Source organism: Kitasatospora sp. NPDC088391, from assembly GCF_044753345.1.
In the GTDB taxonomy this organism is placed as follows: Bacteria; Actinomycetota; Actinomycetes; order Streptomycetales; family Streptomycetaceae; genus Kitasatospora.
The window spans coordinates 470,797-494,538 of sequence record NZ_JBIVNB010000005.1 but is presented as its reverse complement, the minus strand read 5'-3'; the positions used below and the strand labels follow the sequence as shown (position 1 = coordinate 494,538).

Sequence of the window (23,742 nt, the reverse complement as noted above, 5' to 3'; positions counted from 1 at the left end):
GGATGATCCTAAGCAAGCGCTTAGTCAAACTCTGCTACCCCTTGCGAGGTGCCCCGGATGACCGCCACTGCTCCGCCCGGCCTGGACCTGGAGAGGCTGCGCGCCCACCTGGACGGGGCGCTGCCCGCGCCGACCGCCGGGCCGCTGACGGCCAGGCTGTTCGAGGGCGGGCGGTCGAACCTGACCTACCTGGTGGAGGACGGGGCCTCGCGCTGGGTGCTGCGCCGTCCGCCGCTCGGGCACGTGCTGGCGACGGCGCACGACATGGGCCGCGAGTACCGGGTGCTCGGGGCGCTGGCGGGGACGGCGGTGCCGGTGCCGCGCCCGGTGCTGCTGGTCGAGGACACCGGGGTGATCGGCGCGCCGTTCTACCTGATGGAGTACGTCGGGGGCACCGCGCACCGGGACGCGAAGGAGCTGGCCGCGCTCGGCGAGGAGCGGGTGCACCGGCTCGGCGAGCAGCTGGTGGACACCCTGGTGGCGCTGCACGCACTGGACCCGGCGGCGGTCGGACTGGCGGACTTCGGCCGGCCCGAGGGCTTCCTGGAGCGCCAACTGCGGCGCTGGGGGAAGCAGTTGGACGCCTCGCGGAGCCGTGAGGTGCCGGGCGTGGACGAGCTGCACCGGCGGCTCGCCGAGACCCTGCCGGTCTCGCCCGCGCCCGCGCTGGTGCACGGCGACTACCGGCTGGACAACGTGCTGGTGGACGGGGCGGACCGGATCGCGGCGGTGCTGGACTGGGAGATGTCCACCGTCGGCGACCCGCTCACCGACCTCGGCCTGCTGGTGATGTACACCGAACTGGCCCGCCGCTTCGACGGCGTGCTGCCGGGCGCGGCGCTCGCCCCCGGTTTTCCGTCCACCGCCGAACTGGTCGGCCGCTACGCCGAGTCGTCGGGCCGCGACGTCTCCGGGCTGGGCTGGTACGTGGGCTTCGCCTCGTTCAAGCTGGCGGTGGTGCTGGAGGGCATCCACTTCCGCTACACCCGGGGCGGCACGGTCGGCGCGGGCTTCGACCGGGTCGGTGAACTGGTGCCGCTGTTCGTCGGGTTCGGGCTGTCCTCGCTCGACTCCCCCACCTCCCAGGAAGGTTGAGCCGTGGATTTCGCACCCGATGCCAGGACGGTCGAGCTGCTCGGCGAAGCCGGCGCGTTCATGGACGAGTTCGTCTACCCGGCGGAGCCGGTGCTGGCCGAGCAGTTGGCGGACCCGAAGCGCGAGCCGTGGGCCGTCCCGCCGGTGGTCGGCGAGCTGCGGGCGGCGGCGAAGGCCCGCGGCCTGTGGAACCTGTTCTTCGTGGACCAGCACGGCCTGCCCGGTGGGCCGGGGGCCGGACTGACCAACCTGCAGTACGCGCCGCTGGCCGAACTCACCGGCCGTTCGGTGCTGTTGGCCCCGGCGGCGTTCAACTGCGCGGCGCCCGACACCGGCAACATGGAGCTGCTGGCGCAGTTCGGCTCGGACGCGCAGCGCGAGCGCTGGCTGCGGCCGCTGCTGGAGGGCACGATCCGTTCGGCGTTCGCGATGACCGAGCCGGAGGTGGCCTCCTCGGACGCCACCAACATCACCACCCGGATCGAGCGCGACGGCGACGAGTACGTGGTGAACGGCCGCAAGTGGTACATCACCGGGGCGATGAACCCGGACTGCAAGGTGTTCATCGTGATGGGCAAGACCGACCCGGCCGCCGAGCCGCACCGCCAGCAGTCGATGATCCTGGTGCCCCGGGACACGCCGGGCGTCCAGGTCCTGCGCGGGATGCGGGTGTTCGGCTACGAGGACGCCGACCACGGCGGGCACGCCGAGATCCTGTTCGAGGACGTCCGGGTGCCGGCCGACCACCTGATCGGCGCGGAGGGCACCGGTTTCGCCATCGCCCAGGCCCGGCTGGGGCCGGGCCGCATCCACCACTGCATGCGGGCCCTGGGCATCGCCGAGCGGGCACTCGAACTGACCTGCCGCCGGGTCAACTCCCGGGTCGCGTTCGGCCGTCCGCTCGCCGACCAGGGCGTGGTGCAGGAGTGGATCGCCGAGGCCCGGGTCCGGATCGAGCAGGCCCGCCTGCTGGTCCTGAAGACCGCCTGGCTGATGGACACCGTCGGCAACCGGGGCGCGCACACCGAGATCCAGGCCATCAAGATCGCCGTCCCGTCCGCCGTCGAGTGGATCCTCGACAAGGCCGTCCAGGCCCACGGCGCCGCCGGCGTCAGCCAGGACACCGTCCTCGCCCAGCTCTGGGCCGGCAACCGCACCCTGCGCCTCGCCGACGGCCCGGACGAGGTCCACCGCCGCTCGCTGGCCCGCCGCGAACTGAAGAAGTACCGCTGACGGCACCGCTCTGCCGGGCTCCGGTGAGGCCGCGTCACTTCCACGGAACTGCTTTGTCCATGGAGGCTGTCACCCGCCCGATCGTGTCCGGGGGCGCCACCAGCGTGAGGGCTCCGGTCACCAGCAGCATCCACCGCAGGCTGTCGGCCGCGCCGGGCCTGTCGGCTACCGCAGGGAGCATCGGAACCAACACTCCCGAGGCAACGAGCACCACCGCCGGCCAGAGGCGGGCAACGAGGGTCGCCCGACGCGACACTTCCGCCTCTGCCGGTGCGTGGGCAAGCAGTGCCTCCCGGTCGGCGACCGCGAACGCCTCCATTCCGTGGAGCATGGATTCGACGACAACTCGCACATCTCTCGAGCTCGATACTGCGGCGAGGGCTGTCCCGTGCCGACGGAGGACCAGCGCGACCCGCCGCGCCTCCTCGGCCAGCGGCTCCCGGGCTTTCCTACTGGCCCGCCCCGGCATCGCAAATTCCCGTTGCACGAGGTAGGAGAGGATTTCCAACTCGTCACACGCGCTACGGATGACGGGGCCGCTGATCCGCCGACCGGTGTTCCGATGGAGGTAGGCGATCAACCGGACAAGTCTGATTGACAGCTGATCGAACGGCTTCCCGCGGCGATGGCGAAAGCGCATGCACACACGTTCCCGCATCGCCGAACGAACGATCCCCGCGATGATCGTCACGGATTCCACTGCGACGCCAGTGGTGACGGATGCCAGCAACTGGTTCTGCAGGAGTCCGGGCACACCCATCGGGAGCAACATCATTCCCGCGGCGGCGAGCCCGAACCGGACCGGGACCCGAACCGATACCGGAAGAGGGATCAGCCGCCCGCGCTGCAGCATGAAGTCAATCGCCATGAACACCACCAGGCCGAGCAGGGTACCGACGACGAACTGCCAGGTGTGCGTGATCGCTCCGGCATCAGCGCCGGGTCTCCTCTCTTCCTTCAGAACAGGTCTGAGCGTCGCGATGTACGCGAAGCAGACTGTGATCGCAGCCAGGAGCCCCATCCCCTCGGCTTTGCACTCGGCTGCCACATGATGCCGCACCGCAGCGCCGAGGATACGCACTCGAAGACGCGACCGCCGACCCTGGTCCATGGGCAAGGAATCGAAATCGTCCAAGTCACGCCGGATCAACGGAACTGCGACATTGCGCAGCCGAAGCCTGAAGTGTCGCCGTAACAGTTGCCACGCTCCCAGCTCGGAGACAACGCAGGCGGAAAACGCTATCCGAACATTCGGCTCCCGGGGGAGACGGTTCGGAAAGTGTTCGCTCTTCTTGTGTACGGACCGGTTTCCCTCAAGGGTGGATCACTATCCGGCCGGTGGTGGCGCCGGTGGCGACGCGGTGGACGGCGTCGGCGGCGGCGGGGAGGGGGAGGCGTTCGGAGACCAGGGGGCGGACGGCGGGGAGGGCGGTGAGGGCTTCGTGGCAGTGGCGGACCAGGGCGGGGGCGCGGGTGACGTAGAGGCCCCAGTGCAGGCCCAGGACGGTGTAGTTCTTCACCAGGGCGTGGCCGAGCGGCGGGGCGGGGATCTCGCCGGAGGCGAAGCCCACCACGACGATCCGACCCTCGAAGGCGACGCACTTGGTGGAACCGGTGTAGGCCGGGCCGCCGACCGGGTCGAAGACCACGTCGGCGCCGCGGCCGCCGGTGGCGGCCTTGACGGCGGCGACGAAGTCCTCGGTCCGCCGGTCGATCACCAGGTCGGCGCCCAGCTCCCGGGCGGTGGCGGCCTTCTCGGGGCCGCCGACCACGGCGATGACGAACGCCCCGGCGGCCTTGCCGAGTTGGACGGCGGCGCTGCCGACGCCGCCGGCCGCGGCGTGCACCAGCAGGGTCTCGCCGGCGGCCAGGGCGGCCCGCCGGTGCAGGGCGAACCAGGCGGTCTGGTAGGCGATGTGGAGCGCGGCGGCCTCGGCGTCGTCCAGCCGTTCGGGGGCGGGGAGCGCGGTCGCGGCGTCCATCAGGGCGTACTCGGCGAACGCCCCGGCGGGCAACTCGGCGGTGCCGACGAGGCGTTCGCCGGCCCGGGGGCCCTCGGCGACCTCGCCGCAGAGTTCGACGCCGGGGGTGTAGGGCAGCGGCGGGCGGACCTGGTAGCGGCCGGCGGCCATCAGCGCGTCGGGGAAGTTGACGGCCGCGGCCCGGACCTTGACCAGCAGCTGCCCCTCGCCGGGGACGGGCCGGTCGGCGCCCTCGACGAGTTTCATCACGTCGAGCGGGGCGCCGGGTTCGGCGATCTGCCAGGCTCTCATCGGGTCTCCTGTCCGGCCGTCCGGGCCTCGATCTGCTGCTGGAGCCGGTTCATGCCGTGCAGCCAGCGGTCGGGGGTGGTGGCGCGGGCCGCGTAGTAGTCGGCGACCTCGGGGTGCGGCAGGATCAGGAACTCCCCCGCCGCCATGCCGCGCAGGGCCTGTTCGGCGACCTCGGCGGGTTCGATCGCGGTGGGCGCGAGCAGCACCTGCCCGTGCTCGCCGGTGCCGTCGAGCATCCTGGTCCGGACGCCCTGCGGGCAGAGCGCGTGCACCCGCACGCCGCGGTGCCGGTAGGTCGCGGACAGCCACTCGGCGTAGGCCAGCGCGCCGTGCTTGGTGACGGCGTACGGGGCGGAGCCGAGCATGGTGAGCAGTCCGGCGGCGGAGACGGTGGCGAGGAAGCGGCCGGTGCCGCGTTCCAGCCAGTCGGGGAGCAGGAGTTCGCTGGCCCGGACGTGGGCGAGCACGTTGACCTGCCAGGCGAGTTCCCAGGCGGCGGGCGGGGCGTCGGGGCCGCCGGTGGTGGCGACGCCCGCGTTGGCGCAGTACAGGTCGATCGCGCCGAGGTGGTCGCGGGCGGCGCCGATCAGCGCGGCCACGCCCTCGGCGCTCGCGGCGTCGCCGGGGACGGCGTGTGCGCCGAGGTCGGCGGCGACCGCGCGGGCGGCGTCGGCGTCCAGGTCGTTGACCACCACCCGGGCCCCGGCGGCGGTCAGGGCCCGGGCGAGGGCCGCGCCGATGCCGTGCCCGGCGCCGGTGACGACGGCCCCGAGGCCCTCGAAGGGGGTGTCCGGGCGGCCGGTCACAGCCCGCCGCCGAGGGTGACGCCGCCGTCCACCACCAGGGTCTGGCCGGTGATCCAGCCGGCGTCCGCGGAGAGCAGGAAGGCGACCGCGCCGGCCACGTCCTCGGGCAGGCCGAGGCGGCCGAGCGGGTAGGCGCGGGCGACCTTCTCCTCGCGGCCCTCGTAGAGCGCCTCGGCGAACTTGGTCTTGACCACGGCGGGGGCGACCGCGTTGACCCGGACGTCCGGGCCGAGTTCGGAGGCGAGTTCGGTGGTGAGGCGGATCAGCGCGGCCTTGGAGACGCCGTACATGCCGATGCCGTTGGAGGCGCGGATGCCGGCGATCGAGGCGACGTTGACCACGGCGCCGCCGTGCTCGGCCATCCAGGCGGCGTGCGCGCGGCGGGTCCAGGCCAGCGGGGCGAGCACGTTGACGGCGAGGATCTTGGCGGCGGCGGCCGGGTCGGTGTCCAGGATCGGGCCGTAGACCGGGTTGATGCCGGTGTTGTTGACCAGTAGGTCGAGCCGGCCGAAGGTCTCCATCACCGTGGCGACGGTCTCCTCCTGGTGCGCGGCGTCGTCGGACTTCCCGGCGACGGCGAGGGCGTGCTCGGGGCCGCCGAGGGCCTGCACCGCCTCGTCCAGGGTCTCCTTGGTGCGGGCGGTGATGCAGACCTTGGCCCCGCGCCGGACCAGTTCGTGCGCGATGCCGAGCCCGATGCCCCGGCTCGCCCCGGTGACCACGGCCACCTGGCCCTTGAACGACACTGTCATCGCCGTACCTCTCGCTGTGCGGGAACCCTGGGCGCCCGTCCGTGACTAAGCGCTTGCTCAGCATCTTGGGGACGGGCGACACTGTCAACAGCCCGCCCCGGCCGACCGGCGGGAGGCGCCGCCGCGGGCCGCGCCGCACCGACCGCCGGGCCGCGTCGAACCGTCTGCGAGGATTGCCCCATGACCGACCCCGCGACCGCCGCACTCTGGCCCGGGGAGCGCACCGAGGCCGCCCGGCGACTGCTGCTGGCCGCCGTGGACTCCTTCGCCCGCCGCGGCTACCACGCCACCACCACCCGGGACATCGCCACCGCCGCCGGCATGAGCCCCGCCGCGCTGTACATCCACTACCCGTCGAAGGCCGCGCTGCTCGCCGAGATCTCCCGCACCGGGCACCGCGCCACGCTGGAACTGGTGGAGCGGGCCGAGGACGCCTCGACCGACCCGGTGGAGCAGATGCGCGTCCTGGCGGAGTCCTTCACCGCCTGGCACGCCCGCGGCCACACGGTCGGACGGATCGTCAACCACGAGCTGCACGCGCTGGCCGAGGAGGACTTCGCGGCCGTCGCCGAGCTGCGGATCAGGATCGAGGAGACGGTGCTGCGGATCATCTCCGCGGGCGTCGCGGTGGGCGCCTTCCGGGTGCCCGACCGGCGCACCGCGGCCCGCGCCGTCACCTCGCTGGGCATCGACGTGTCGCGCTGGTACACCGACCGCAGCAGCGAGTCCCCGGAGGAACTGGGGCGCCGCTACGGCCAGTTGGTGCTGCGCATGCTGGGCGCCCCGGCGGCCGCGACGGACGGCTGACCGGAACCCGCCCCGCCCGCTGGACGACGGGCCTCCTTCGAGATTAGGTTAGCCTTACCTAATTCCGAAGGAGGCTGCCCGTGCTGCCCCAGTCCGCCCGCCGCTCGTCCGCCCCGACCGCCGCCGAACGCGCCCGCACCCTGCTGGAGTTCGCCTCCTCGGCCGTCCTGGACATCCGCGGCGCCGACCTCACCGCCCGCCCCGGCCTGCCCCCGCAGGTCGCCTGCGCGCTGCGGCCGGACGGCTCGGTGGCGGTCCTGGTCGGCCGGGAGTCGGCGCTGCACCGGATGACCGCGCTGGCCCGCGACCCGCTCACCGCCGAACTCGACTGCGTGGACGTCGCGCCCGTCGCGATGCCGCACCGCATCCGCGGCCGCCTGCAGGCCCAGGGGCTGCTCTCCCGCTCCCCCGGCGAGGACCCGGCCGGGCTGTTCCCGCCCGGGCGCGGCCCGGCGCACGGCGAGGGCGTGCTGCTCCGGCTCGACCTCGACCACCTCGCGCTGGAGGACCTGTGGGGCTCCGAGTGCTGCGTCGCCCCGGACGAGGTGGCCGCCGCCGCGCCCGACCCGGTCGCCGGCGAGGAGGCCGGGCTGCTCCAGCACCTCGCCGAGGCGCACGCCGACCAGCTGCTGGTGCTCGGCGCGCAGGCGCTGGACCACCCCGTCGGCCCGCCCGGCTGGACCGCCGCCGACCGGCTGCGCGAGGTCCGCCCGGTCGCCCTGGACCGGCGCGGCCTGCGGGTGCGCCTGCTCGGCACCGACCCCGGCACCGCGCTGGACGCCCGCTTCGAGTTCCACCGCCCGGTCCGCCACTGCGCGGAGCTGCCCGAGGCCATGCACCGGCTGTTCGCGCCCGCCCGGGCCACCGCCCCGACCCTCGGTGGCCCGCCCCACGACGCCTGACTCCCCTGGCGGCAAAGCAGGTTGACGGCGTGTCAGGAACTCGGCCCGAGGATCGAGAAGTGCCCGCCCTCGGCGTCCTCCAGCCGGGCCACCCGCCCGTACGGGGACTCGACCACGCCGTCCAGTACCCGGCCGCCGAGCGCGGCGGCCCGCCGGGCGGCCTCGTCGGCGTCGGCCACCGAGAAGAACACCTCCCAGTGCGGCGCGAGGTCCCGGGCGGTGCGCAGCCCGGCGACGCTGCGGCCCTCGGAGCGCAGCACCACCCGCTCGTGCTCGTAGCGGACCTCGAAGTGCCGGGGGTCGCGGCCGTCCCAGCGGAACACCTCGCCGTAGAACAGCGCGGCGGCGAACGGGTCGGCGGTGCGCAGTTCGATCCAGACGGGGGCGCCGGGCTCGGACATCCAGGTGTCCTCGCCGGGCTCGCCCTCCCAGATGCCGAAGGTGGCGCCGAACGGGTCGGCGGCGAGCGCGATCCGGCCCGCGTCGAAGGCCAGCGGGCCGACCGCGAGGGTGCCGCCGCGTTCGCGGACGCCGTCGGCGGCCCGGTCGGCGCTCTCGATGCCGAAGTAGGTGGTCCAGGCGACGGGGCGCTCCCAGCCGGCGTCCGGCTCGCCCAGCCCGGCGACCTCGACGCCGTCCACCACGGCGCGCGCGTACCGGCCCCAGCGGTCCGGCCCCGGCCGGAACTCCCAGCCCAGCAGCGGCCCGTAGAAGTCCTGCGCGACCGCCAGGTCACGGGCCGTCAGGCCGACCCAGCACGGCACCGCGGGCACGCAGCGCACCGTGGCCGTTCGCTCCAGCATCCTGCGGGCTCCCTTCGCCGCTCCCCCGGCCGGGAGGTCCGGGCCCGCCCCAGCCTAGGACGGCGACCCGGCCGGATCGTGGTCCGCCTCGCGGGCGAATCCCGCGCGCGCCGGGGCGGCGACCGGCGCGGGGTCCCCCGTTCGGAGGGATGCCGGTGCCATGGTCGGGAAGGTGTACGCAGTGACGCGGGCGCGGGAAGGAGAGCGGGCATGGACAACGGGATCGTGATCGTCGGAGCGGGCCTGGCCGGGGCGAAGGCCGCGGAGGCGCTGCGGACGGAGGGCTACCGGGGGCCGGTCACCCTGGTCGGCGACGAGGCGGAGCGGCCGTACGAGCGGCCGCCGCTCTCCAAGGGCTACCTGCTGGGGACGGCGGAGCGGGAGAAGCTGTTCGTCCACCCCGCGGACTGGTACGAGCAGCACGAGGTGACCCTGCGGACGGGCACGGCGGCCACCGGGATCGACCCGGCCGGGCACACCGTCACCCTCGACGGCGGCGACCGGCTCCCGTTCTCCAAGCTGCTGCTGGCCACGGGTGCTTCGCCCCGGCGGCTGCCGGTGCCGGGCGGGGACGGCGACTTCGTCCGGACCCTGCGGCGGGTCGGCGACAGCGACGGGCTGCGGGCGGCGTTCCGCCCCGGCGCCCGGGTGGTGATCGTCGGCGCGGGCTGGATCGGCCTGGAGGCGGCGGCCGCGGCCCGCACCGCCGGGGCGGAGGTGACGGTGCTGGAGGCCGCCGAGCTGCCGCTGCTGCGCGTCCTCGGCCCGGAGGCCGCCCGGGTCTTCGCGGACCTGCACCGCGCGCACGGCGTCGACCTGCGGCTGGGCGTCCGGGTCGAGGAGCTGCGGGCGGACGGGGTGCGGCTGGGCGACGGCACGACGGTGCCCGCGGACGTGCTGCTGGTCGGGGTCGGCGTCGGCCCGAACACGGCGCTCGCCGAGCGGGCCGGACTGGCCGTCGACAACGGCGTCCGCACGGACCAGCACCTGGCCACCTCGCACCCCGACATCTACGCGGCGGGCGACGTGGCAAACGCTTTCCATCCGCTGTTCGGCCGGCCGGTCCGGGTCGAGCACTGGGCGAACGCGCTGAACCAGCCGGCCGTGGCGGCGGCCGCGATGCTCGGCAAGGACGCGGTGTACGACCGCGTCCCGTATTTCTTCACCGACCAGTACGACCTGGGCATGGAGTACACCGGCTGGGTGGAGCCCGGCGGCTACGACCGGGTGGTGTTCCGCGGCGACGTCCCCGGGCGGGAGTTCATCGCGTTCTGGCTGGCCGGCGGCCGGGTGCTGGCCGGGATGAACGTCAACGTCTGGGACGTCACCGACCCGATCCGCGCGCTGGTCCGCTCCGGGCGGCCGGTGGACCCGGAGCGGCTGGCCGATCCGGCGGTGCCGCTGGCCGAACTCTGAGCGGCCGGGCCCGTTCTCACATCAGCGGGGCCATCGGTGCGCCGGTGGGACGGGCCACCTCCTCCTGGGCCTTGCCGAGCAGCTGCATGGCGAGGTCGGTGAGGGCGCGGGCCCCGGCGACCTCCTCGCCGACCCGCAGCTGCGGGCGGTCGTCGTGGTGCCGGACGGAGCTGCCGTGGCCGCGCAGCTCCGTCCCGTCGGAGAGCCGGACGAGCGCGGCGGCCCGGGTGCGGTCGCCGTCCTCCGCGAACTCCATCTCGATGTGCCAGCCGACCAGTGTCCGCATGGCCGCCACCTCCTGGTGCCGTGGTCCTGGATGCGCGTTACGAGGTGCCCGGGTCCGGGGGCGCGGTGCCGGTGTCGGCGCCGTCGGCCCGGCGGGGCGCGCACTCCTCGCGGCCGGTGTCGGCGTGCACCACCCGGACGGGGTGGTGCGGGTCCGTGCCGTGCTCGACCAGTTGCGGGCGGCCGCAGCGCGGGCAGAGCAGCGGGATCTGGTTCATCACGACCGTCCACGCGCCCCGCGGCGGGCAGTCCCGGGCCCGCGTGGCCTCCTCTCCCTCCAGTGTGCCCCCGCTCACCCGCGCACGGAGCCCGGCGCGGACACGGGCGCGGACACGGGCACGGTGACCAGCACCGTCTGCCCCGACCTGACCTCGAACCGGGCCAGCGCGGACGGGGCCAGGCCGGTGCCGCCTGCGGTCCGCAGCCCGGTGGTGGCGCCGTAGCCGGTGGCGGGGACGCTCCAGCTGGTGACGGTCTGCCGGGTGCCGTCCGCCGCCACCGCGACCAGTTCGCAGGTCTGCGGCCCCGGCACGTGCCCCAGGTCGAGGGTGATCCGGCTCCCCCACGCCGCCGGGCCGACGCCCACCGTCGCGGACACCCCCGTCGCCGGGTCGACGGCGCTGAATCGCTGCTCCGCGACGGCGACCGGGCCCGGGGACGGGGTCGGGGCGAGGGCCGCCCAGGTGGCCGCGGGCCCGCCCAGCGCCAGCACCGCCGCGACCGCCACCAGCACCCGCCGCCGCACCCGGCCGCGCCGACGGTCGCCGGCCACCTCCGCCAGCAGCCGGTCGAGCAGCTCCGGGGGCGGGCCGGCCTCCGCCAACTGTTCTTTGCTGCAGGGGAGTTCGGCGAGCAGGGCGGCGGTCGGGGCGAGGTCCGCCGCCCCGGCGGCGCAGCGCGGGCAGTGCGCGAGGTGGACGGCGAACCGGTCCGCGCGCTCCGGTTCGAGGACGCCCAGCAGGTGGGCGGCCAGGTCCTCGTGCGGGTCGGCGTGCGGGTCGCCGTGCGGGTCCTCCGCCGTGCCGGTGGGGTCGGCGGGGTCGGTGGGGTCGGTGCTCATGGGGTGACGCCCCGTTCCTCCAGGGCGAGCCGGAGGGCCCGCAGGGCGTAGTGCAGGCGGGACCGGACGGTGCCGGCCGGGACGCCCAGGGCGGCGGCGGCCTCGGTGGGGGTGCGGCCGCGCAGGTAGGTCTCGGCGATCGTCCGGCGGTGTGCCGCGGAGAGCGAGCCGAGGGCGTCCGTGAGCGTCATCAGCCGCAGCGCGCGGTCGAGTTCGGCCTCGGCGTCCCCGTCGGGGAGCAGTTCGAGCCCGCGGTCCGGCACCTCGGGCGGCCGGGCCCGGGCCCCGCGCCGGCCATCGATGACGATCCGGCGCGCGACGGTGGCCAGCCAGGGCCGCAGGCTGCCGCCGCCCCGTTCGGCGTCGAGCCGGTCCAGCTGCCGCCAGGCGCGCAGCAGGGTCTCCTGGACGACGTCCTCGGCCTGTTGCCGGTCGCCGCCGACCAGGTGCAGCACCATGCCGTACAGCGCTCCGGCGTGCTCCCGGTACAGCGCCCGCATCAGCCGTTCCTCGGCGGCGGGGACGGGGGCCGGGCGGCCGGTGCCGCGGGGGTGCTCGGCCACCGTGCCATCCTCACGCGGGCGCCGGGGCGGGGCGATCGGGCGCGGTGGCCCGGGGGCGGGTCGGACGGCGGGGGCGGGCCGGACGGCCGGGGGATTCGCCCCGGGGCCCTCAAGTCCCGGGCCGCTCGTGTCGATAACCGTCCCGGGGGTGCGGCGCGGGCGCCTGCGCCGCACCCCCTCGACCGGCCGCCCGGCGTCCATCCGCCGCGGCCCGTTCAGTAGCCGCCGGAGGGCATCGCCGGACCGGCGGTGGGCATCGCCCGGTCGCCGGTCGGGGTGGCGGCGTACCAGGTGCCGTCGACGCCCTGGCCCTTGGTGTCGCCCGGCCTGCTGTCGGGGGCGTAGCGGTACAACGGGCGGCCGCCGAGCGTGAGTTGGTGGCTCCCGTCGGCGCGGGTGACGGTCCCGAGCAGGTGCGCGTCGATGCCGGTGGACGCGGGGACGCCGCCGGTGGCGTCGGCGAGTTCGGGCGGCCAGAGGGTGGCGCAGGCGTCGGTGCAGTGCGAGGCGGGCGGGTCGGCGCTGTCCCGGTCGAAGCGGTACAGGGTGTGGCCCTGGCCGTCGGCGACCAGTGTCCCGAGGGTCGGGTCGTGTTCGGTGGTCAGCGCCGCCGGGGCCTGCTGCCCGGCGGTGCCGCTCGGGCCGGGCCCGGTGCTGCCGCCGCCCGTCGAGCTGGAGTAGCCGCCGCAGCCGGCGAGCAGGGCCGCTGCGGCGGCGAGGGCTCCGGCGGCGAACAGGGCGCGGTGTCCGGGGGCCGGTCGTCCTGGTCCGGTGGTGGTCATCGGGGTGCTCCCGTCCGGGAGGGTGCGGAGCGTACGGGGGTCGGTTCGTCCGGGGGTACGGACGGCGGGCCCGGGGCGTTCACGGCGGGTGCGGCGCCGGAATAGTTCCCCCGGTGGCGGGGTTGTGGCGGGCGAGGAGCCCGAGGGGGTTCCGGACTCGCAAGGCATCCGGCTGCGAAGGGCAGGTGGCGACGATGAGCACGGTGGAACTGACCAAGGACAACTTCGACGAGGTGGTCCAGGGTGAGGACGGCAAGGGGTTCGTCCTGATCGACTTCTGGGCGGCCTGGTGCGGTCCCTGCCGCCAGTTCGCGCCGGTCTTCGAACGCGCCTCCGAGAAGCACCAGGACATCACCTTCGCCAAGGTCGACACCGAGGCCCAGCAGGAGCTGGCGGCGGCGTTCGAGATCCGCTCGATCCCCACGCTGGCGATCATCCGCGAGGGCGTCATGGTCTTCTCGCAGCCCGGCGCCCTCCCTGAGGCCGTCCTGGACGACCTGATCGGCCAGGCCCGCAAGCTCGACATGGCCGAGGTCCACGCGGGCGTCGCCGCCGACCGCGCCACCGACGGCTGACCCGCCCCGCCACCACCCCGTAGGGGGCACCGGACCCGTCCGGTGCCCCCTACGGCTTTTCTCCCCCTCGCCCCTTCCTGCCGCAGGCCCGGGCGCCCGGGCGGGAACGCGCCGGAGGCCCGCTCGGGGCGGGCCTCCGGGGTGGGCGGGCGGTCAGTCGAGGGTGGCGTCCATCTCCCACTGGAGGAGTTCGGCGCCCTCGGGGCCGGCGGTGACGCGTTGGCCCTCGGCGGCGGTGAGGCGGAGGGCGTCGCCCTGGTGGAGCAGGCCGGCTCCTTCGACGGCGGCCTCGCCGCGGGCGACGTAGAGGTGGACGAAGGGGGCGGTGGCGAGTTCGAGGGTCTCGCCGGGGCGGACCCGGGAGACGTGCAGGGCGGCGTGCTTCTGCCGGATGCCGATCGCGCGCTGGTTGGCGTGCTTGCCCATGCCGGACGCGAGGGTGGTCCAACCGCCTTGTGCGAGCTGGTCGTTGATGTCGAGCTGCTCGTAGCCGGGGTCGATGCCGGCGGTGTCCGGGATGGTCCACATCTGGATGAAGTGGACCGGGTCGCGGTGCTCGGGCTCGCCGGTGAGCGTCCAGGAGTCGTTCTTCTCGCTGTGCAGGATGCCCGTCCCGGCGCTCATCCGCTGGGCCAGGCCCGGGTAGACGACGCCGTTGTGGCCCTCGGAGTCCTGGTGGACCAGGCCGCCGTCGAGCACCCAGGTGATGATCTCCATGTCCCGGTGCGGGTGGGTGTCGAAGCCGGTGCCGGGGGCGACGGTGTCGTCGTTGGAGACCAGCAGCAGGCCGAAGTGGGTGTTCGCCGGGTCCCAGTGGCGGGAGAACGAGAAGGAGTGCTTGGAGTCCAGCCAGCCGGCGCGGGTGTGGAAGCGCTCGTCGGCGCGGCGCAGGTCGATCGTGGATGCCATCGGGTCCTCCTCCGTCGGGATGTTGTTGAATCCTAAACCATTGGGGGGTGCCGACGCATTCCCGGGGCGCACGGGAGGACGCAGCGGCCGGGGCGGGGCCGGGGGATCAGGAGTCGGCGGCGCGCAGGCGGTCACTGACCACGCCCAGGCTCTCGGCGAGGCCGGCGAGCTGGGCCGGGGTGAGGACGTCGATCAGGGTCTCGCGGACGGCGGCGACGTGGCCCGGGGCGGCCGCCCGCAGGACCTGCCAGCCCCGCTCGGTGATCTCGGCGAAGACGCCGCGCACGTCGCTCGGGCAGGAGCGGCGGCCGACCAGCCCGGCCTTCTCCAGCTGGGTGACCTGGTAGGTCAGGCCGCTCTTGGAGGTGATCAGGCGGTCGGCGAGGTCGGTCATCCGCAGCGAGCCGCCGGGGGCCGCGGACAGCTGGACCAGGATCTCGTACTGGGTGTGCGAGAGTCCCGCGTCCTCCTTGAGCTGGCGCTCCAGTCGGCGGGCGACCAGGTTGGTGGCTGCGACGAACCCGCGCCAGGCGGCCATCTCGGTCTCGTCGAGCCAGCGGGGATCGTCCATGCCGGGCAGTCTACTCCGGTTGTTCAAATTCGAACTCGGGTGTACCTTCGGGAGCGCAAGGTTCAAATTTGAACTAATGGTCGGCGGCCCGGACGGCAGGGCGGCCCCGGCAGCAGGAGGACGGACCCATGAGCACCCCCACCACCGAGCGCATGCCCGCTCTCTACCTCTCGCACGGCGCTCCCCCGCTCGCCGACGACCCGATCTGGCCCGGCCAGCTCGCCGCCTGGTCCGCCGACCTGCCCCGCCCCAAGGCGATCCTGATGGTCTCCGCGCACTGGGAGGAGGCCCCGCTGGCGATCGGCGCGGTCGAGCCGCTGCCGCTCGTGTACGACTTCTGGGGCTTCCCCGAGCACTACTACCAGGTCCGGTACGCCGCCCCGGGCGCACCCGAACTCGCCGACTCCGTCCGCAAGTTGCTGCGCACCGCGGGCACCCCCGTGCAGGACGTGCCGGACCGCGGCCTCGACCACGGCGCGTACGTCCCGCTGGTCGAGATGTACCCGGACGCGGACATCCCCGTCCTGCAGGTCTCGCTGCCCACGCTGGACCCGCAGAAGCTGCTGGAGATCGGCCGCCGGCTCGCCCCGCTCCGCGACGAGGGCGTGCTGATCGTCGGCTCCGGCTTCTTCACCCACAACCTGCGCGCCCTCTCCCCCGACGGCCGGATCACCTCCGTGATGGCCGAGTTCGACGACTGGGGCCGCCGCGCCCTGGAGGCCCGCGACCTCGACGCCCTGCTCGACTTCGAGCACAAGGCCCCGGCCGGCTGCCTCGCCCACCCCCGCACCGAGCACTTCGCCCCGCTCTTCGTCACCCTCGGCGCCGGCGAGGCCGACCTCGCCACCCAGCGCAGCGTCATCGATGGCTTCTGGATGGGCCTCGCCAAGCGCTCCGTCCAGCTCGGCTGACGGCCCGTCGGAGTGTCGGGGGCTCAGTAGCCGCAGGTGAAGCGCTCGCCGCGGTGGGCGGGGTGTTCGAGTTCGTCGACGGCGGCGGTGGCGAGGTCCGGGAGGGAGACGGTGGAGAGGCCGTCCGGGGTGGTGACCAGGTGGTCGGTGTCGGTGCGGTAATGGCCGGTGCGCTCGCCCGGGAGGAGGCTCTGCGGGGGGCTGAGGACCGTCCAGGCCAGGTCGCGGACCGTACGCAGGTAGTCCAGGGCCCGGCCGTGGGCCCGCATCAGCTCGAACTGGCGGGGCGGCACCGCCGGGTCGTCCCAGAGCGGGACGCCCGCCGGGGTGGTCAGGCTGCCCGCGCTGCCGACCACCAGCAGGCGCGGGGCGCCGTCCGCGAGGCGGCGCAGCCCCGCGACCAGCGCATGCGCGGCGGGCTCGACCAGCCGGCCCCGGCCGGGACCGTCCCCGCCCCCGACGGCGCTCACCACGGCGTCCCGGCCGTCCGCGACCCGGGCCACGTCCGCCGGGTCCAGCACGTCGCCGCGCAGCACGCTGGTCGCCAGCCCCTGGTACTCCTCCGGCCGCCGCACCACCGCCGTCACCAGGTGGCCGCGGGCCAGCGCCTCGGTGACCACGCACCGGCCGATCCCGCCGTTCGCCCCGATCACCGCGACCCGCATGCCCGACCAGCCCCGCTCTCCGCCGCCGAAACCTGACACTGCATCAGACCACGCGGCCGCCCCCGGCCACGGGAACGGCGCCACCGGACGGGCCCGCGAACGGGCGGAGCACGGGCCGGAGCACTGCCGCTGCGCGGAGCAGCGCCACGCGAACGGGTGGGGCGGTGCCCGGCCCCGGGCGGCCTGTCGGCGTGACGGTGGTCACCGCGGGTGCGCGGGGGGTCGTCGGGGTGGGGCGGTGGGGGTAGGACTGGTGGGGACGGAAGTGGTGCGGCGGGAGGGGTGGCGGATGGACGGGCTGGTGGCGGACCTGCTGGCGGAGGGGGACGAACTGGACGGACTGGTGGGCGGATTGGACGCCCGGGGGCTGGCGGCGGGGACGCCGGCGGCGGGGTGGACGGTGGCGCACCAGGTGGCGCACCTGGCCTGGACGGACCGGTGGACGCTGCTCGCGGCCACCGACCCGGAGGGCTTCGCGGCGGCGCTCGGCCGGGAGTTCACGGACGGCCTCGCCGCCGTGGACCGGGGCGCGGCGGAGGGGGCCGGGGAGGACCCGGCGGCGCTGCTGGGGCGGTGGCGGGCGGGGCGGGCGGAGGTCGCACGGGTGCTGGCGGCGGTGCCGTCGGACGTCCGGCTGCCGTGGTTCGGGCCGCCGATGAAGGCCCGGTCGATGCTGACGGCCCGGCTGATGGAGACCTGGGCGCACGGGCAGGACGTGGCGGACGCGCTGGGCGCGGAGCGCGTCCCGAGCGGGCGGCTGCGGCACGTCGCCCACCTCGGGGTGCGCACCGTCGCCTTCGCCTTCGCCGCACACGGACGCCCCGCCCCGGAGACCCCGTTCCGGTTCGAACTCCGCTCCCCTGACGGCGAGTTGTGGTGCTGGGGCGCGGAGGGCGCGGCCGACCGGGTGAGCGGTCCGGCGCTGGACTTCTGCCTGCTGGTGACCCAGCGCCGCCACCGCGACGATCTCGCGCTGACCGCCGAGGGCGACGCCGCCCGGGCCTGGCTGCCGATCGCCCAGGCGTTCGCGGGGCCGCCCGGCGGGGGCCGCGAGCCGCTGCGCTGAGCGGACGGCCGAGCCCGGGCGAGCCGGGCCGCCCCGGTGTCAGCCGGTGCGGCCCTCGTCGCGGTCGTCGCCCCGACCGGTGCCGCGGGTGCGGCTGAAGCCGCCGGTGCCGACCCGGGCCGCGAGGGTGTCCTCGGGGCCGGAGAGCAGCGAGCCGTAGCCGGTGGCGGCCCACAGGCTGCGGTCCGCGGGAACCTCGAAGTAGGGGACGGTGCGGCCCTGTTCGCGGACGGCCAGCACCTGGGGCGCGCGGCGGGAGCGCAGCGCCTGGACGCAGTCCGCGCAGGCGGCGACGTCGACCCGTTCGCGGCGGCCGAGCGGCCGCCAGGTGGTGCGGCGTTCGGCCGCGCCGTGGCGGGGGTCGAAGAAGCAGAGCGGGAGCGCCGCTCCGGTGCCGAGCGCGGCGCGGCCCTCCGCGGCGAGCGCGAGCACGCCGGCCAGGTCGGGGATGTCCCGCGCGGCGTCGAGGACCCGCCCGGCCGCGTCGTAGGCGTCCAGGGCGCGGGCCAGGCCGGGGGTGGTGGCGCCGTCGGCGGCGTCCACGGCCTCGCCGAGGGCGAGCACCTCGTCGGCGGCCTGCCGGCGCAGCCCGGCCTCGTCGGCGGCCCGGTCGGCGGCGAACACGGCGTCGGGGAAGCTGAAGGCGGTGTGCCGGGGCGCCCGGCGGCGCGCGTACAGGCCGGCGCCGACGGCGAGGGCGACCACCAGGGCGGCGACGCCGGCGAACAGGCCGGTGTGCGAGCTCCCGGGGCCGCCGGGGGCGGCGGCGCTGTCGTCGGTGTGCGGGCGGGCCGAGTACTCGCGGTCGAGCCGGGCGGTCTCGGCCTTGTAGACCTCGGTGCCCTTGCCGGTGCTGATCAGGTCGATCGCCCGGGCGACCTTGGCGGTGAGGCCGGCGTCCTTGAGTTCCTTGAGCATGCCGACGGCGCTCGCGGAGTCGCGGACCTGGTGGGTGTCGGCGGGCCACTCGGTGCCGCGCAGCCAGCTGCCGTAGTCGTCGCTGGTGAGCAGGATCAGCGGGGACTGGCCGAGGCGCTGCTGCACCACCTCGGCCAGCGCCTTGGAGCTGCCGTCGAAGGCGTCGCCCTTCTGCAGCGGCACCAGCACCACCTTGACGGGCAGGCCGGTGGCGGCGATCTGCTCGGCGAGCTGCTGCTGCTGGGCGGGGGTGACGGCGGCGGCGAACGCCGGGTCGACGTACACGGGGGCGCTCTTCAGCGCCTCGGCGATGCTCGCGCCGGTGGCGGCGCTGGGGGTGCCGGTGGCGGCCCGGGCGGGCGCGGCGGGGGCGAGCACCGCGACGGGGCCGAGCAGCGCGGCGGCGGCCAGCAGCAGCGCGGTCAGCAGCGCGGCGGGCCGGGACGCGGCGGGCCGGTGCGCGGTCGACGGGTCGGTGGGGCGGTCACTGGACACTGGCGGACTCCCGGGCCCGGAGGACGAGTGCGTCGAGGCCGTCGAGCGCGGCGGGCAGGATCTCTCCGGCTTCGGACCAGCCGGTGCGGCCGCGGTCGTCGGCGGCGGCGGGCAGGCGCAGCAGCCGCCGGTCGACCTGCTCGCGGCCGACCTGGTCGTTCGGGAGGCCGCGGTGGGCGCCGGTGCGGCGGAAGGCCGCGTGGCAGTCGGGGCAGAGCCGGGCGGTGGCCGCGGGGCCGAGCCCGGCCTCGGCGAACCAGGACGGAGCCTTGCCGCCGGTGGCGCCGCCGTGCAGCGGGTTGAGGCGGCAGAGTCGTTTCTCCGCCCGCCCCTGGAGTGCGTCGGCCCCGGCCCGGGCGAGGACCGCGGCGGCGGCCAGGTCGCCGGGGGCGGCGGTGCGCCCCCGGCCTTCGCCGACCAGCAGTTGGGCGGCGTCCAGGCAGTCCCAGGCGGCGGCCCGCCCGGGGGCGTCCTGCTCGGCGGCGGCGAGCAGCGCGGCGAGGGCCTGGACGTCGGCGGCGGACCAGGCGCGGAGCCGGCGGACCGTCGGCTGCGCCTCGGTGTGCTGCGGCGGGGCGCCGGGGAGCGGGCGGGACGGGTCGTCGGCCTGCGCGCGCCGGCGCCGGACCACGGCCCGGACGGCGGCGATCACGCCCCAGGCGAGCAGCAGCAGGACGATCAGCAGCATCGCGCCGAGGGTGACGCCGGGCCCGAAGTCGCTGCTGAACAACGGCGGCAGCTTGTTGCCGACCACCTCGGGGAGTTCGGCGCGGGCGGAGCCGCGGGCGGTGTTCGACTTGCCGGTGGCCCGGGCCGCGTCCACGGCGTCCAGCACCCGGTTCAGCCGGGCCGGGAGCTGCAGGTCGTCGTGGCCGGTGCTGCGGTCGGGGTAGCGGTCGGAGGAGCGGAACCGGGTCTCGACGTCGGTGCCGGCGGTGCTGAACTCGGCGAGCTGGAGATAGCCCCGCTCCGGGTCGACCTGCACGTACACGCCCTCCCGGCCGGTGCTCCGGTAGGTCTGGTAGAGCAGGGTGGCGCCGTCGCCGCCGCTCTCGTCGTCGCTGCTCGAGGGCGTGAACAGCAGGTGGACCGGGGTCTTGGCGGCGAGCGCGCTGATCCGCTGCTGGACGGCCGCCAGCTCGGCCGGGGTGAACGGGTTGCGGACCGACGCGTCCTGGTAGACGTTCCCGGTGGCGAGCGCGGCGCCCGCCTCGTCGATGCGGGCGTGCAGGTCGGCCTTGGTGACGCCGAGGTCGGGGCCGTCGACGGTCTGCGGGAACACCTTGGGCGCGGCGAGCACCACGGCGAACACGGCGGCGACGGTGGCGGCCAGCGCGAGCAGGACGGCGGTGCTGCGCAGCGCCACCCCGGCCGGGGAGACCGGCGGCCGCGCGGCCTTGGCGTTCTTCGCGGCCTTCGCGTTCTTGACGGCCTTCGCGTTCTTCGCGGGCTCCTTGGTGAGCGCGACGGCGGGCTTCCCGGCGGCGGAGGCGGTGCCCGTGGCACGGCGTCGGCGGCTCGCCAGCCAGAGGCCGAGGGCGAGCACCAGGCCCGGGATCACCACGACCGCGTTGCCGAGCAGCAGGTTCTGGTTCTGCCGGTCGGTGGCGGAGATGTACCGCCCGTCCGGGTAGTCGTCGTGGTCGGACAGGGCCCGGGCCTTGGCGGCGGCCTGGTCCGGGCCGAGGGCGAGCGCGTCCACGAAGGCGGCGAGGGCGGCGGTCGGCCCGGCGTCGTACGGGGTGACGTGGTTGGCGATCCGGCGGGCGTCGTCGGCGGTGGGGAGGTTCACGCCGAACGCGGAGACGGTGACGCCGCCGTACTTCTGCACCAGCACGTACAGGCCGTCCCGGCCGAGCTGGTCGTGCACCAGCGGGAGCAGCGAGGCGTCGGCGTCGGGCAGCACCAGCACGTAGGTGGGGACGCCGGTGCGGGCGGCGAGGGCCGCGAACTGCGGGGCGAGCGAGCGGGGCACCTGGCGCGGCGCGTCCGGGGAGATCCAGACCGGGTCGCGGCGCAGCTCGGCGGCGAGGCGTTCGGCCTGCGTGGCGCTGTCGGCGGGCCGCCCGGCGGCGGACGGCGCGGCGCTCGGGGCACTACCCGGGGCGTTCGCGGCGCTCGTGCCGGCGGGCGGGGTGCTCGGGTCGGCGGCCGCGGCCGGTCCGGTGCCGGTGAGCAGCAGCGCGGTGGCGAGGACGGCGGTGAGCGCGGCGGCCGCGCGCGCGGCCGGGGCGGGGGTCCGCCGCCGTCCCGCTGTCCGTTCCGGTGTCCGCATCGGTGCCTCCCCGTGGTTCGGCCGGTCACTTTACCCGCGCATGGTTCGGACGAGAATCGATGTCTGCCGGTTCCTGGTGGTTCGGGATGGTTGGATTCGGGGCGGCGGAGCCGCCACGGGCGCCGCCGGACGGAGGGACGAGGACGATGAGCGGCGCGGGACGGCCGGGCGGGCCGGGCGGGGAGCACACGGCGGACGGCCACGACCTGATCCGGGTGCACGGGGCCCGGGTGAACAACCTGAAGGACGTCAGCGTCGAGTTGCCGAAGCGCCGGCTGACGGTGTTCACCGGGGTCTCCGGGTCGGGCAAGAGCTCGCTGGTGTTCGGGACGGTCGCGGCGGAGTCGCAGCGGCTGATCAACGAGACGTACAGCGCCTTCGTCCAGGGCTTCATGCCGACGCTGGCCCGCCCGGACGTGGACGTGCTGGAGGGCCTGACCACGGCGATCATCGTGGACCAGCAGCGGATGGGCGCCGACCCGCGGTCGACCGTGGGCACCGCGACGGACGCCAACGCGATGCTGCGGGTCCTGTTCAGCCGGCTCGGCGACCCGTACATCGGCCCGCCGCCCGCGTTCTCCTTCAACGTGCCGACGGTGCACGGCGCCGGGGCGATCACGGTGGAGCGCGGCGAGGGCACGAAGACCGAGGAGCGGACGTTCGGGCGGGCGGGCGGCATGTGTCCGCGCTGCGAGGGGCGGGGCAGCGTCTCGGACATCGACCTGGGGCAGCTGTACGACGGCTCGAAGTCGCTGAACGAGGGCGCGCTGACCATCCCCGGCTACAAGCCGGGCGGCTGGAACTACCGGCTGTACACCGAGTCCGGCCTGGTCGACCCGGACAGGGCGATCGACGCGTACAGCGAGCGGGAGCGGCACGACTTCCTGTACCTGGAGCCGACCAGGATGAAGATCGCCGGCATCAACATGACCTACGAGGGCCTGGTGCTGCGCATCCAGAAGTCGATGCTCAGCAAGGACCGGTCCGCCCTGCAGCCGCACATCCGCGAGTTCGTGGACCGGGCGGTGGCCTTCACCACCTGCCCGGAGTGCGACGGCACCCGGCTGGGCGCGGACGCCCGCTCCTCGAAGATCCGGGGCCTGTCGATCGCCGACGCCTGCGCCCTGCAGATCAGCGATCTCGCGGACTGGGTAAGGGAGTTGAGCGATCCCTCGGTGGGGCCGCTGCTGGCCTCGCTGGGCCGGCTGCTGGACTCCTTCACCGAGATCGGCCTCGGCTACCTGTCGCTGGACCGCCCGGCCGGGACGCTCTCCGGCGGCGAGGCGCAGCGGGTCAAGATGATCCGGCACCTGGGGTCCTCGCTGACCGACGTCACGTACGTCTTCGACGAGCCCACCACCGGCCTGCACCCGCACGACATCCAGCGGATGAACGGGCTGCTGCGGCGGCTGCGCGACAAGGGCAACACGGTGCTGGTGGTGGAGCACAAGCCGGAGACCATCGCGATCGCCGACCACGTGGTCGACCTCGGCCCGGGCGCGGGCTCCGGGGGCGGCACGGTCTGCTTCGAAGGCAGCGTGGACGGCCTGCGCGGCAGCGACACCGTGACCGGCCGGCACTTCGACGACCGGGCCGCGGTGAAGTCCGAAGTCCGCACCCCCACGGGCGTGTTGGAGATCCGCGGGGCGGACGCGCACAACCTCAGGGACGTCGACGTGGACGTGCCGCTGGGCGTGCTGACCGTGGTCACCGGGGTGGCGGGCTCCGGGAAGAGCTCGCTCGTGCACGGCTCGCTGGTCAACGGGGCCGCGCTGAAGGGCGGTGCGCCCGACGGGGTGGTGGCGATCGACCAGAGCCCGATCCGGGGTTCGCGGCGCTCCAACCCGGCCACGTACTCGGGCCTGCTGGAGCCGATCCGGAAGGCCTTCGCCAAGGCGAACGGCGTCAAGCCGGCCCTGTTCAGCGCCAACTCCGAGGGCGCCTGCCCGACCTGCAACGGCGCCGGGGTGGTGTACACCGACCTGGGGATGATGGCCGGGGTCTCGACGGTCTGCGAGGAGTGCGAGGGAAAGCGCTTCCAGGCGGCGGTGCTGGAGTACCGGCTCGGCGGCCGGAACATCGCCGAGGTGCTGGCGATGTCCGCGGACGAGGCCGCGGCGTTCTTCGGCTCCGGCGAGGCCCGCACGCCCGCCGCGCACACCGTCCTGAAGCGCCTGGTCGACGTCGGCCTGGGCTACCTGACGCTCGGCCAGCCGCTCACCACCCTCTCCGGCGGCGAGCGCCAGCGCCTCAAGCTGGCCGCGCAGATGGCCGACAAGGGCGACGTCTACGTGCTGGACGAGCCGACGGCCGGCCTGCACCTGGCCGACGTCGAGCAGCTCCTCGGCCTGCTCGACCGCCTGGTCGACTCCGGGAAGTCCGTCATCGTCGTCGAACACCACCAGGCCGTGATGGCCCACGCCGACTGGATCATCGACCTCGGCCCGGGCGCCGGCCACGACGGCGGCACCGTCGTCTTCGAGGGCACCCCCGCCGCCCTGGTCGCCGCCCCCACCACCCTCACCGGCCAGCACCTCGCCCAGTACGTCGGCGCCTGACACCCCGGCCGGAGAACCCGGG

The 23,742-nt window shown here is 75.2% G+C and carries 24 protein-coding genes; 9 read left to right on the top strand and 15 right to left on the bottom strand.

The window, feature by feature from the left end; all coding sequences use genetic code 11:
- Positions 1-57 precede the first annotated feature (57 nt).
- Both ACIQBJ_RS18790 and ACIQBJ_RS18785 read left to right on the top strand, forming a co-directional pair.
- The gene (locus ACIQBJ_RS18790; protein ID WP_400711046.1) at positions 58-1,095 is read left to right on the top strand and encodes a phosphotransferase family protein; all 1,038 of its coding nucleotides are present in this window, start codon (positions 58-60) and stop codon (positions 1,093-1,095) included.
- Positions 1,096-1,098: 3 nt separating this feature from the next.
- Positions 1,099-2,328 (top strand): acyl-CoA dehydrogenase family protein, encoded by a 1,230-nt coding sequence (locus ACIQBJ_RS18785; RefSeq protein ID WP_400711043.1) that lies wholly within the window; start codon positions 1,099-1,101, stop codon positions 2,326-2,328.
- 34 nt (positions 2,329-2,362) lie between these two features.
- Here the strand turns inward: ACIQBJ_RS18785 and ACIQBJ_RS18780 are convergent, their stop codons facing one another.
- The 4 genes from ACIQBJ_RS18780 to ACIQBJ_RS18765 form a co-directional block, all read right to left on the bottom strand.
- Positions 2,363-3,409 carry a hypothetical protein gene (locus ACIQBJ_RS18780; RefSeq protein WP_400711040.1) on the bottom strand — a complete coding sequence of 349 codons (1,047 nt, stop codon included), beginning with the start codon at positions 3,407-3,409 and terminating at the stop codon, positions 2,363-2,365.
- Positions 3,410-3,641: 232 nt separating this feature from the next.
- A complete protein-coding gene (locus ACIQBJ_RS18775) occupies positions 3,642-4,601 on the bottom strand; it encodes an NADPH:quinone oxidoreductase family protein (RefSeq protein WP_400711037.1) in 960 nt (319 codons plus the stop codon).
- Complete coding sequence (locus ACIQBJ_RS18770) at positions 4,598-5,407, bottom strand: SDR family NAD(P)-dependent oxidoreductase (protein WP_400711034.1); 810 nt, start codon at positions 5,405-5,407, stop codon at positions 4,598-4,600. Before ACIQBJ_RS18770 ends, ACIQBJ_RS18775 begins: the two co-directional genes overlap by 4 nt.
- The gene (locus ACIQBJ_RS18765; RefSeq protein ID WP_400711031.1) at positions 5,404-6,159 is read right to left on the bottom strand and encodes an SDR family oxidoreductase; all 756 of its coding nucleotides are present in this window, start codon (positions 6,157-6,159) and stop codon (positions 5,404-5,406) included. Before ACIQBJ_RS18765 ends, ACIQBJ_RS18770 begins: the two co-directional genes overlap by 4 nt.
- 180 nt (positions 6,160-6,339) lie before the next feature.
- Here ACIQBJ_RS18765 and ACIQBJ_RS18760 point away from each other — a divergent pair, with 180 nt between their 5' ends.
- Together ACIQBJ_RS18760 and ACIQBJ_RS18755 are read left to right on the top strand one after the other, a co-directional pair.
- Positions 6,340-6,966: a TetR/AcrR family transcriptional regulator gene (locus ACIQBJ_RS18760; protein WP_400711028.1), complete on the top strand. Its 627-nt coding sequence runs from the start codon at positions 6,340-6,342 to the stop codon at positions 6,964-6,966.
- Positions 6,967-7,046: 80 nt separating this feature from the next.
- Entirely contained in the window at positions 7,047-7,868 is an 822-nt protein-coding gene (locus ACIQBJ_RS18755; protein ID WP_400711025.1) for a DUF2470 domain-containing protein, read from the top strand.
- Between the two features lie 32 nt (positions 7,869-7,900).
- Here ACIQBJ_RS18755 and ACIQBJ_RS18750 read toward each other — a convergent pair whose 3' ends face one another.
- Positions 7,901-8,671, bottom strand: coding sequence for a VOC family protein (locus ACIQBJ_RS18750; protein WP_400711023.1), 771 nt, complete (start codon positions 8,669-8,671; stop codon positions 7,901-7,903).
- Between the two features lie 210 nt (positions 8,672-8,881).
- On the opposite strand from ACIQBJ_RS18750, the gene ACIQBJ_RS18745 reads away from it, so the two are divergent.
- The gene (locus tag ACIQBJ_RS18745) at positions 8,882-10,087 is read left to right on the top strand and encodes an NAD(P)/FAD-dependent oxidoreductase (protein WP_400711020.1); all 1,206 of its coding nucleotides are present in this window, start codon (positions 8,882-8,884) and stop codon (positions 10,085-10,087) included.
- 16 nt (positions 10,088-10,103) lie between these two features.
- On the opposite strand, the gene ACIQBJ_RS18740 is transcribed toward ACIQBJ_RS18745, so the two are convergent.
- The 5 genes from ACIQBJ_RS18740 to ACIQBJ_RS18720 form a co-directional block, all read right to left on the bottom strand.
- A complete protein-coding gene (locus ACIQBJ_RS18740) occupies positions 10,104-10,373 on the bottom strand; it encodes a DUF1876 domain-containing protein (protein WP_400711017.1) in 270 nt (89 codons plus the stop codon).
- 37 nt (positions 10,374-10,410) lie between these two features.
- On the bottom strand, positions 10,411-10,590 hold the full coding sequence (locus tag ACIQBJ_RS18735) for a hypothetical protein (RefSeq protein WP_400711014.1): 180 nt from the start codon (positions 10,588-10,590) through the stop codon (positions 10,411-10,413).
- A 74-nt stretch (positions 10,591-10,664) separates the two neighbouring features.
- Positions 10,665-11,432, bottom strand: coding sequence for an anti-sigma factor family protein (locus tag ACIQBJ_RS18730; protein WP_400711011.1), 768 nt, complete (start codon positions 11,430-11,432; stop codon positions 10,665-10,667).
- A complete protein-coding gene (locus ACIQBJ_RS18725; RefSeq protein ID WP_400711008.1) occupies positions 11,429-11,995 on the bottom strand; it encodes a sigma-70 family RNA polymerase sigma factor in 567 nt (188 codons plus the stop codon). The genes ACIQBJ_RS18730 and ACIQBJ_RS18725 overlap by 4 nt, the downstream gene beginning before the upstream one ends.
- 215 nt (positions 11,996-12,210) lie before the next feature.
- Positions 12,211-12,777, bottom strand: coding sequence for a hypothetical protein (locus ACIQBJ_RS18720; protein WP_400711005.1), 567 nt, complete (start codon positions 12,775-12,777; stop codon positions 12,211-12,213).
- 194 nt (positions 12,778-12,971) lie between these two features.
- Between ACIQBJ_RS18720 and trxA the strand changes: the two genes are divergently transcribed.
- Positions 12,972-13,352, top strand: a complete 381-nt coding sequence (trxA, locus tag ACIQBJ_RS18715; protein ID WP_400711002.1) for a thioredoxin — start codon at positions 12,972-12,974, stop codon at positions 13,350-13,352.
- Positions 13,353-13,505: 153 nt separating this feature from the next.
- On the opposite strand, the gene ACIQBJ_RS18710 is transcribed toward trxA, so the two are convergent.
- A complete protein-coding gene (locus ACIQBJ_RS18710) occupies positions 13,506-14,261 on the bottom strand; it encodes a pirin family protein (protein ID WP_400710999.1) in 756 nt (251 codons plus the stop codon).
- 106 nt (positions 14,262-14,367) lie between these two features.
- Positions 14,368-14,832 carry a MarR family winged helix-turn-helix transcriptional regulator gene (locus ACIQBJ_RS18705; RefSeq protein WP_400710996.1) on the bottom strand — a complete coding sequence of 155 codons (465 nt, stop codon included), beginning with the start codon at positions 14,830-14,832 and terminating at the stop codon, positions 14,368-14,370.
- Positions 14,833-14,960: 128 nt separating this feature from the next.
- Here ACIQBJ_RS18705 and ACIQBJ_RS18700 point away from each other — a divergent pair, with 128 nt between their 5' ends.
- Positions 14,961-15,743, top strand: coding sequence for a dioxygenase (locus ACIQBJ_RS18700; protein ID WP_400710993.1), 783 nt, complete (start codon positions 14,961-14,963; stop codon positions 15,741-15,743).
- Between the two features lie 23 nt (positions 15,744-15,766).
- Here ACIQBJ_RS18700 and ACIQBJ_RS18695 read toward each other — a convergent pair whose 3' ends face one another.
- Complete coding sequence (locus ACIQBJ_RS18695; RefSeq protein ID WP_400711389.1) at positions 15,767-16,408, bottom strand: NAD(P)-dependent oxidoreductase; 642 nt, start codon at positions 16,406-16,408, stop codon at positions 15,767-15,769.
- Between the two features lie 289 nt (positions 16,409-16,697).
- Here ACIQBJ_RS18695 and ACIQBJ_RS18690 point away from each other — a divergent pair, with 289 nt between their 5' ends.
- Positions 16,698-17,474, top strand: coding sequence for a TIGR03084 family metal-binding protein (locus ACIQBJ_RS18690; protein ID WP_400711386.1), 777 nt, complete (start codon positions 16,698-16,700; stop codon positions 17,472-17,474).
- A gap of 39 nt (positions 17,475-17,513) precedes the next feature.
- On the opposite strand, the gene ACIQBJ_RS18685 is transcribed toward ACIQBJ_RS18690, so the two are convergent.
- Positions 17,514-18,887 carry a hypothetical protein gene (locus ACIQBJ_RS18685; RefSeq protein ID WP_400710990.1) on the bottom strand — a complete coding sequence of 458 codons (1,374 nt, stop codon included), beginning with the start codon at positions 18,885-18,887 and terminating at the stop codon, positions 17,514-17,516.
- Positions 18,877-21,162, bottom strand: coding sequence for a hypothetical protein (locus tag ACIQBJ_RS18680; protein ID WP_400710987.1), 2,286 nt, complete (start codon positions 21,160-21,162; stop codon positions 18,877-18,879). Before ACIQBJ_RS18680 ends, ACIQBJ_RS18685 begins: the two co-directional genes overlap by 11 nt.
- A gap of 146 nt (positions 21,163-21,308) precedes the next feature.
- Here ACIQBJ_RS18680 and ACIQBJ_RS18675 point away from each other — a divergent pair, with 146 nt between their 5' ends.
- The gene (locus tag ACIQBJ_RS18675) at positions 21,309-23,720 is read left to right on the top strand and encodes an ATP-binding cassette domain-containing protein (protein ID WP_400710984.1); all 2,412 of its coding nucleotides are present in this window, start codon (positions 21,309-21,311) and stop codon (positions 23,718-23,720) included.
- The last annotated feature ends 22 nt before the right edge of the window (positions 23,721-23,742 follow it).

Coding starts and splice junctions, on each gene's coding strand:
- ACIQBJ_RS18790 (WP_400711046.1), top strand. CDS start 58: ATGACCGCCACTGCTCCGCCCGGCCTGGACCTGGAGAGGCTGCGCGCC.
- ACIQBJ_RS18775 (WP_400711037.1), bottom strand. CDS start 4,601: ATGAGAGCCTGGCAGATCGCCGAACCCGGCGCCCCGCTCGACGTGATG.
- ACIQBJ_RS18765 (WP_400711031.1), bottom strand. CDS start 6,159: ATGACAGTGTCGTTCAAGGGCCAGGTGGCCGTGGTCACCGGGGCGAGC.
- ACIQBJ_RS18760 (WP_400711028.1), top strand. CDS start 6,340: ATGACCGACCCCGCGACCGCCGCACTCTGGCCCGGGGAGCGCACCGAG.
- ACIQBJ_RS18750 (WP_400711023.1), bottom strand. CDS start 8,671: ATGCTGGAGCGAACGGCCACGGTGCGCTGCGTGCCCGCGGTGCCGTGC.
- ACIQBJ_RS18745 (WP_400711020.1), top strand. CDS start 8,882: ATGGACAACGGGATCGTGATCGTCGGAGCGGGCCTGGCCGGGGCGAAG.
- ACIQBJ_RS18740 (WP_400711017.1), bottom strand. CDS start 10,373: ATGCGGACACTGGTCGGCTGGCACATCGAGATGGAGTTCGCGGAGGAC.
- ACIQBJ_RS18735 (WP_400711014.1), bottom strand. CDS start 10,590: ATGAACCAGATCCCGCTGCTCTGCCCGCGCTGCGGCCGCCCGCAACTG.
- ACIQBJ_RS18730 (WP_400711011.1), bottom strand. CDS start 11,432: ATGAGCACCGACCCCACCGACCCCGCCGACCCCACCGGCACGGCGGAG.
- ACIQBJ_RS18720 (WP_400711005.1), bottom strand. CDS start 12,777: ATGACCACCACCGGACCAGGACGACCGGCCCCCGGACACCGCGCCCTG.
- trxA (WP_400711002.1), top strand. CDS start 12,972: ATGAGCACGGTGGAACTGACCAAGGACAACTTCGACGAGGTGGTCCAG.
- ACIQBJ_RS18710 (WP_400710999.1), bottom strand. CDS start 14,261: ATGGCATCCACGATCGACCTGCGCCGCGCCGACGAGCGCTTCCACACC.
- ACIQBJ_RS18705 (WP_400710996.1), bottom strand. CDS start 14,832: ATGGACGATCCCCGCTGGCTCGACGAGACCGAGATGGCCGCCTGGCGC.
- ACIQBJ_RS18700 (WP_400710993.1), top strand. CDS start 14,961: ATGAGCACCCCCACCACCGAGCGCATGCCCGCTCTCTACCTCTCGCAC.
- ACIQBJ_RS18695 (WP_400711389.1), bottom strand. CDS start 16,408: ATGCGGGTCGCGGTGATCGGGGCGAACGGCGGGATCGGCCGGTGCGTG.
- ACIQBJ_RS18690 (WP_400711386.1), top strand. CDS start 16,698: ATGGACGGGCTGGTGGCGGACCTGCTGGCGGAGGGGGACGAACTGGAC.
- ACIQBJ_RS18680 (WP_400710987.1), bottom strand. CDS start 21,162: ATGCGGACACCGGAACGGACAGCGGGACGGCGGCGGACCCCCGCCCCG.
- ACIQBJ_RS18675 (WP_400710984.1), top strand. CDS start 21,309: ATGAGCGGCGCGGGACGGCCGGGCGGGCCGGGCGGGGAGCACACGGCG.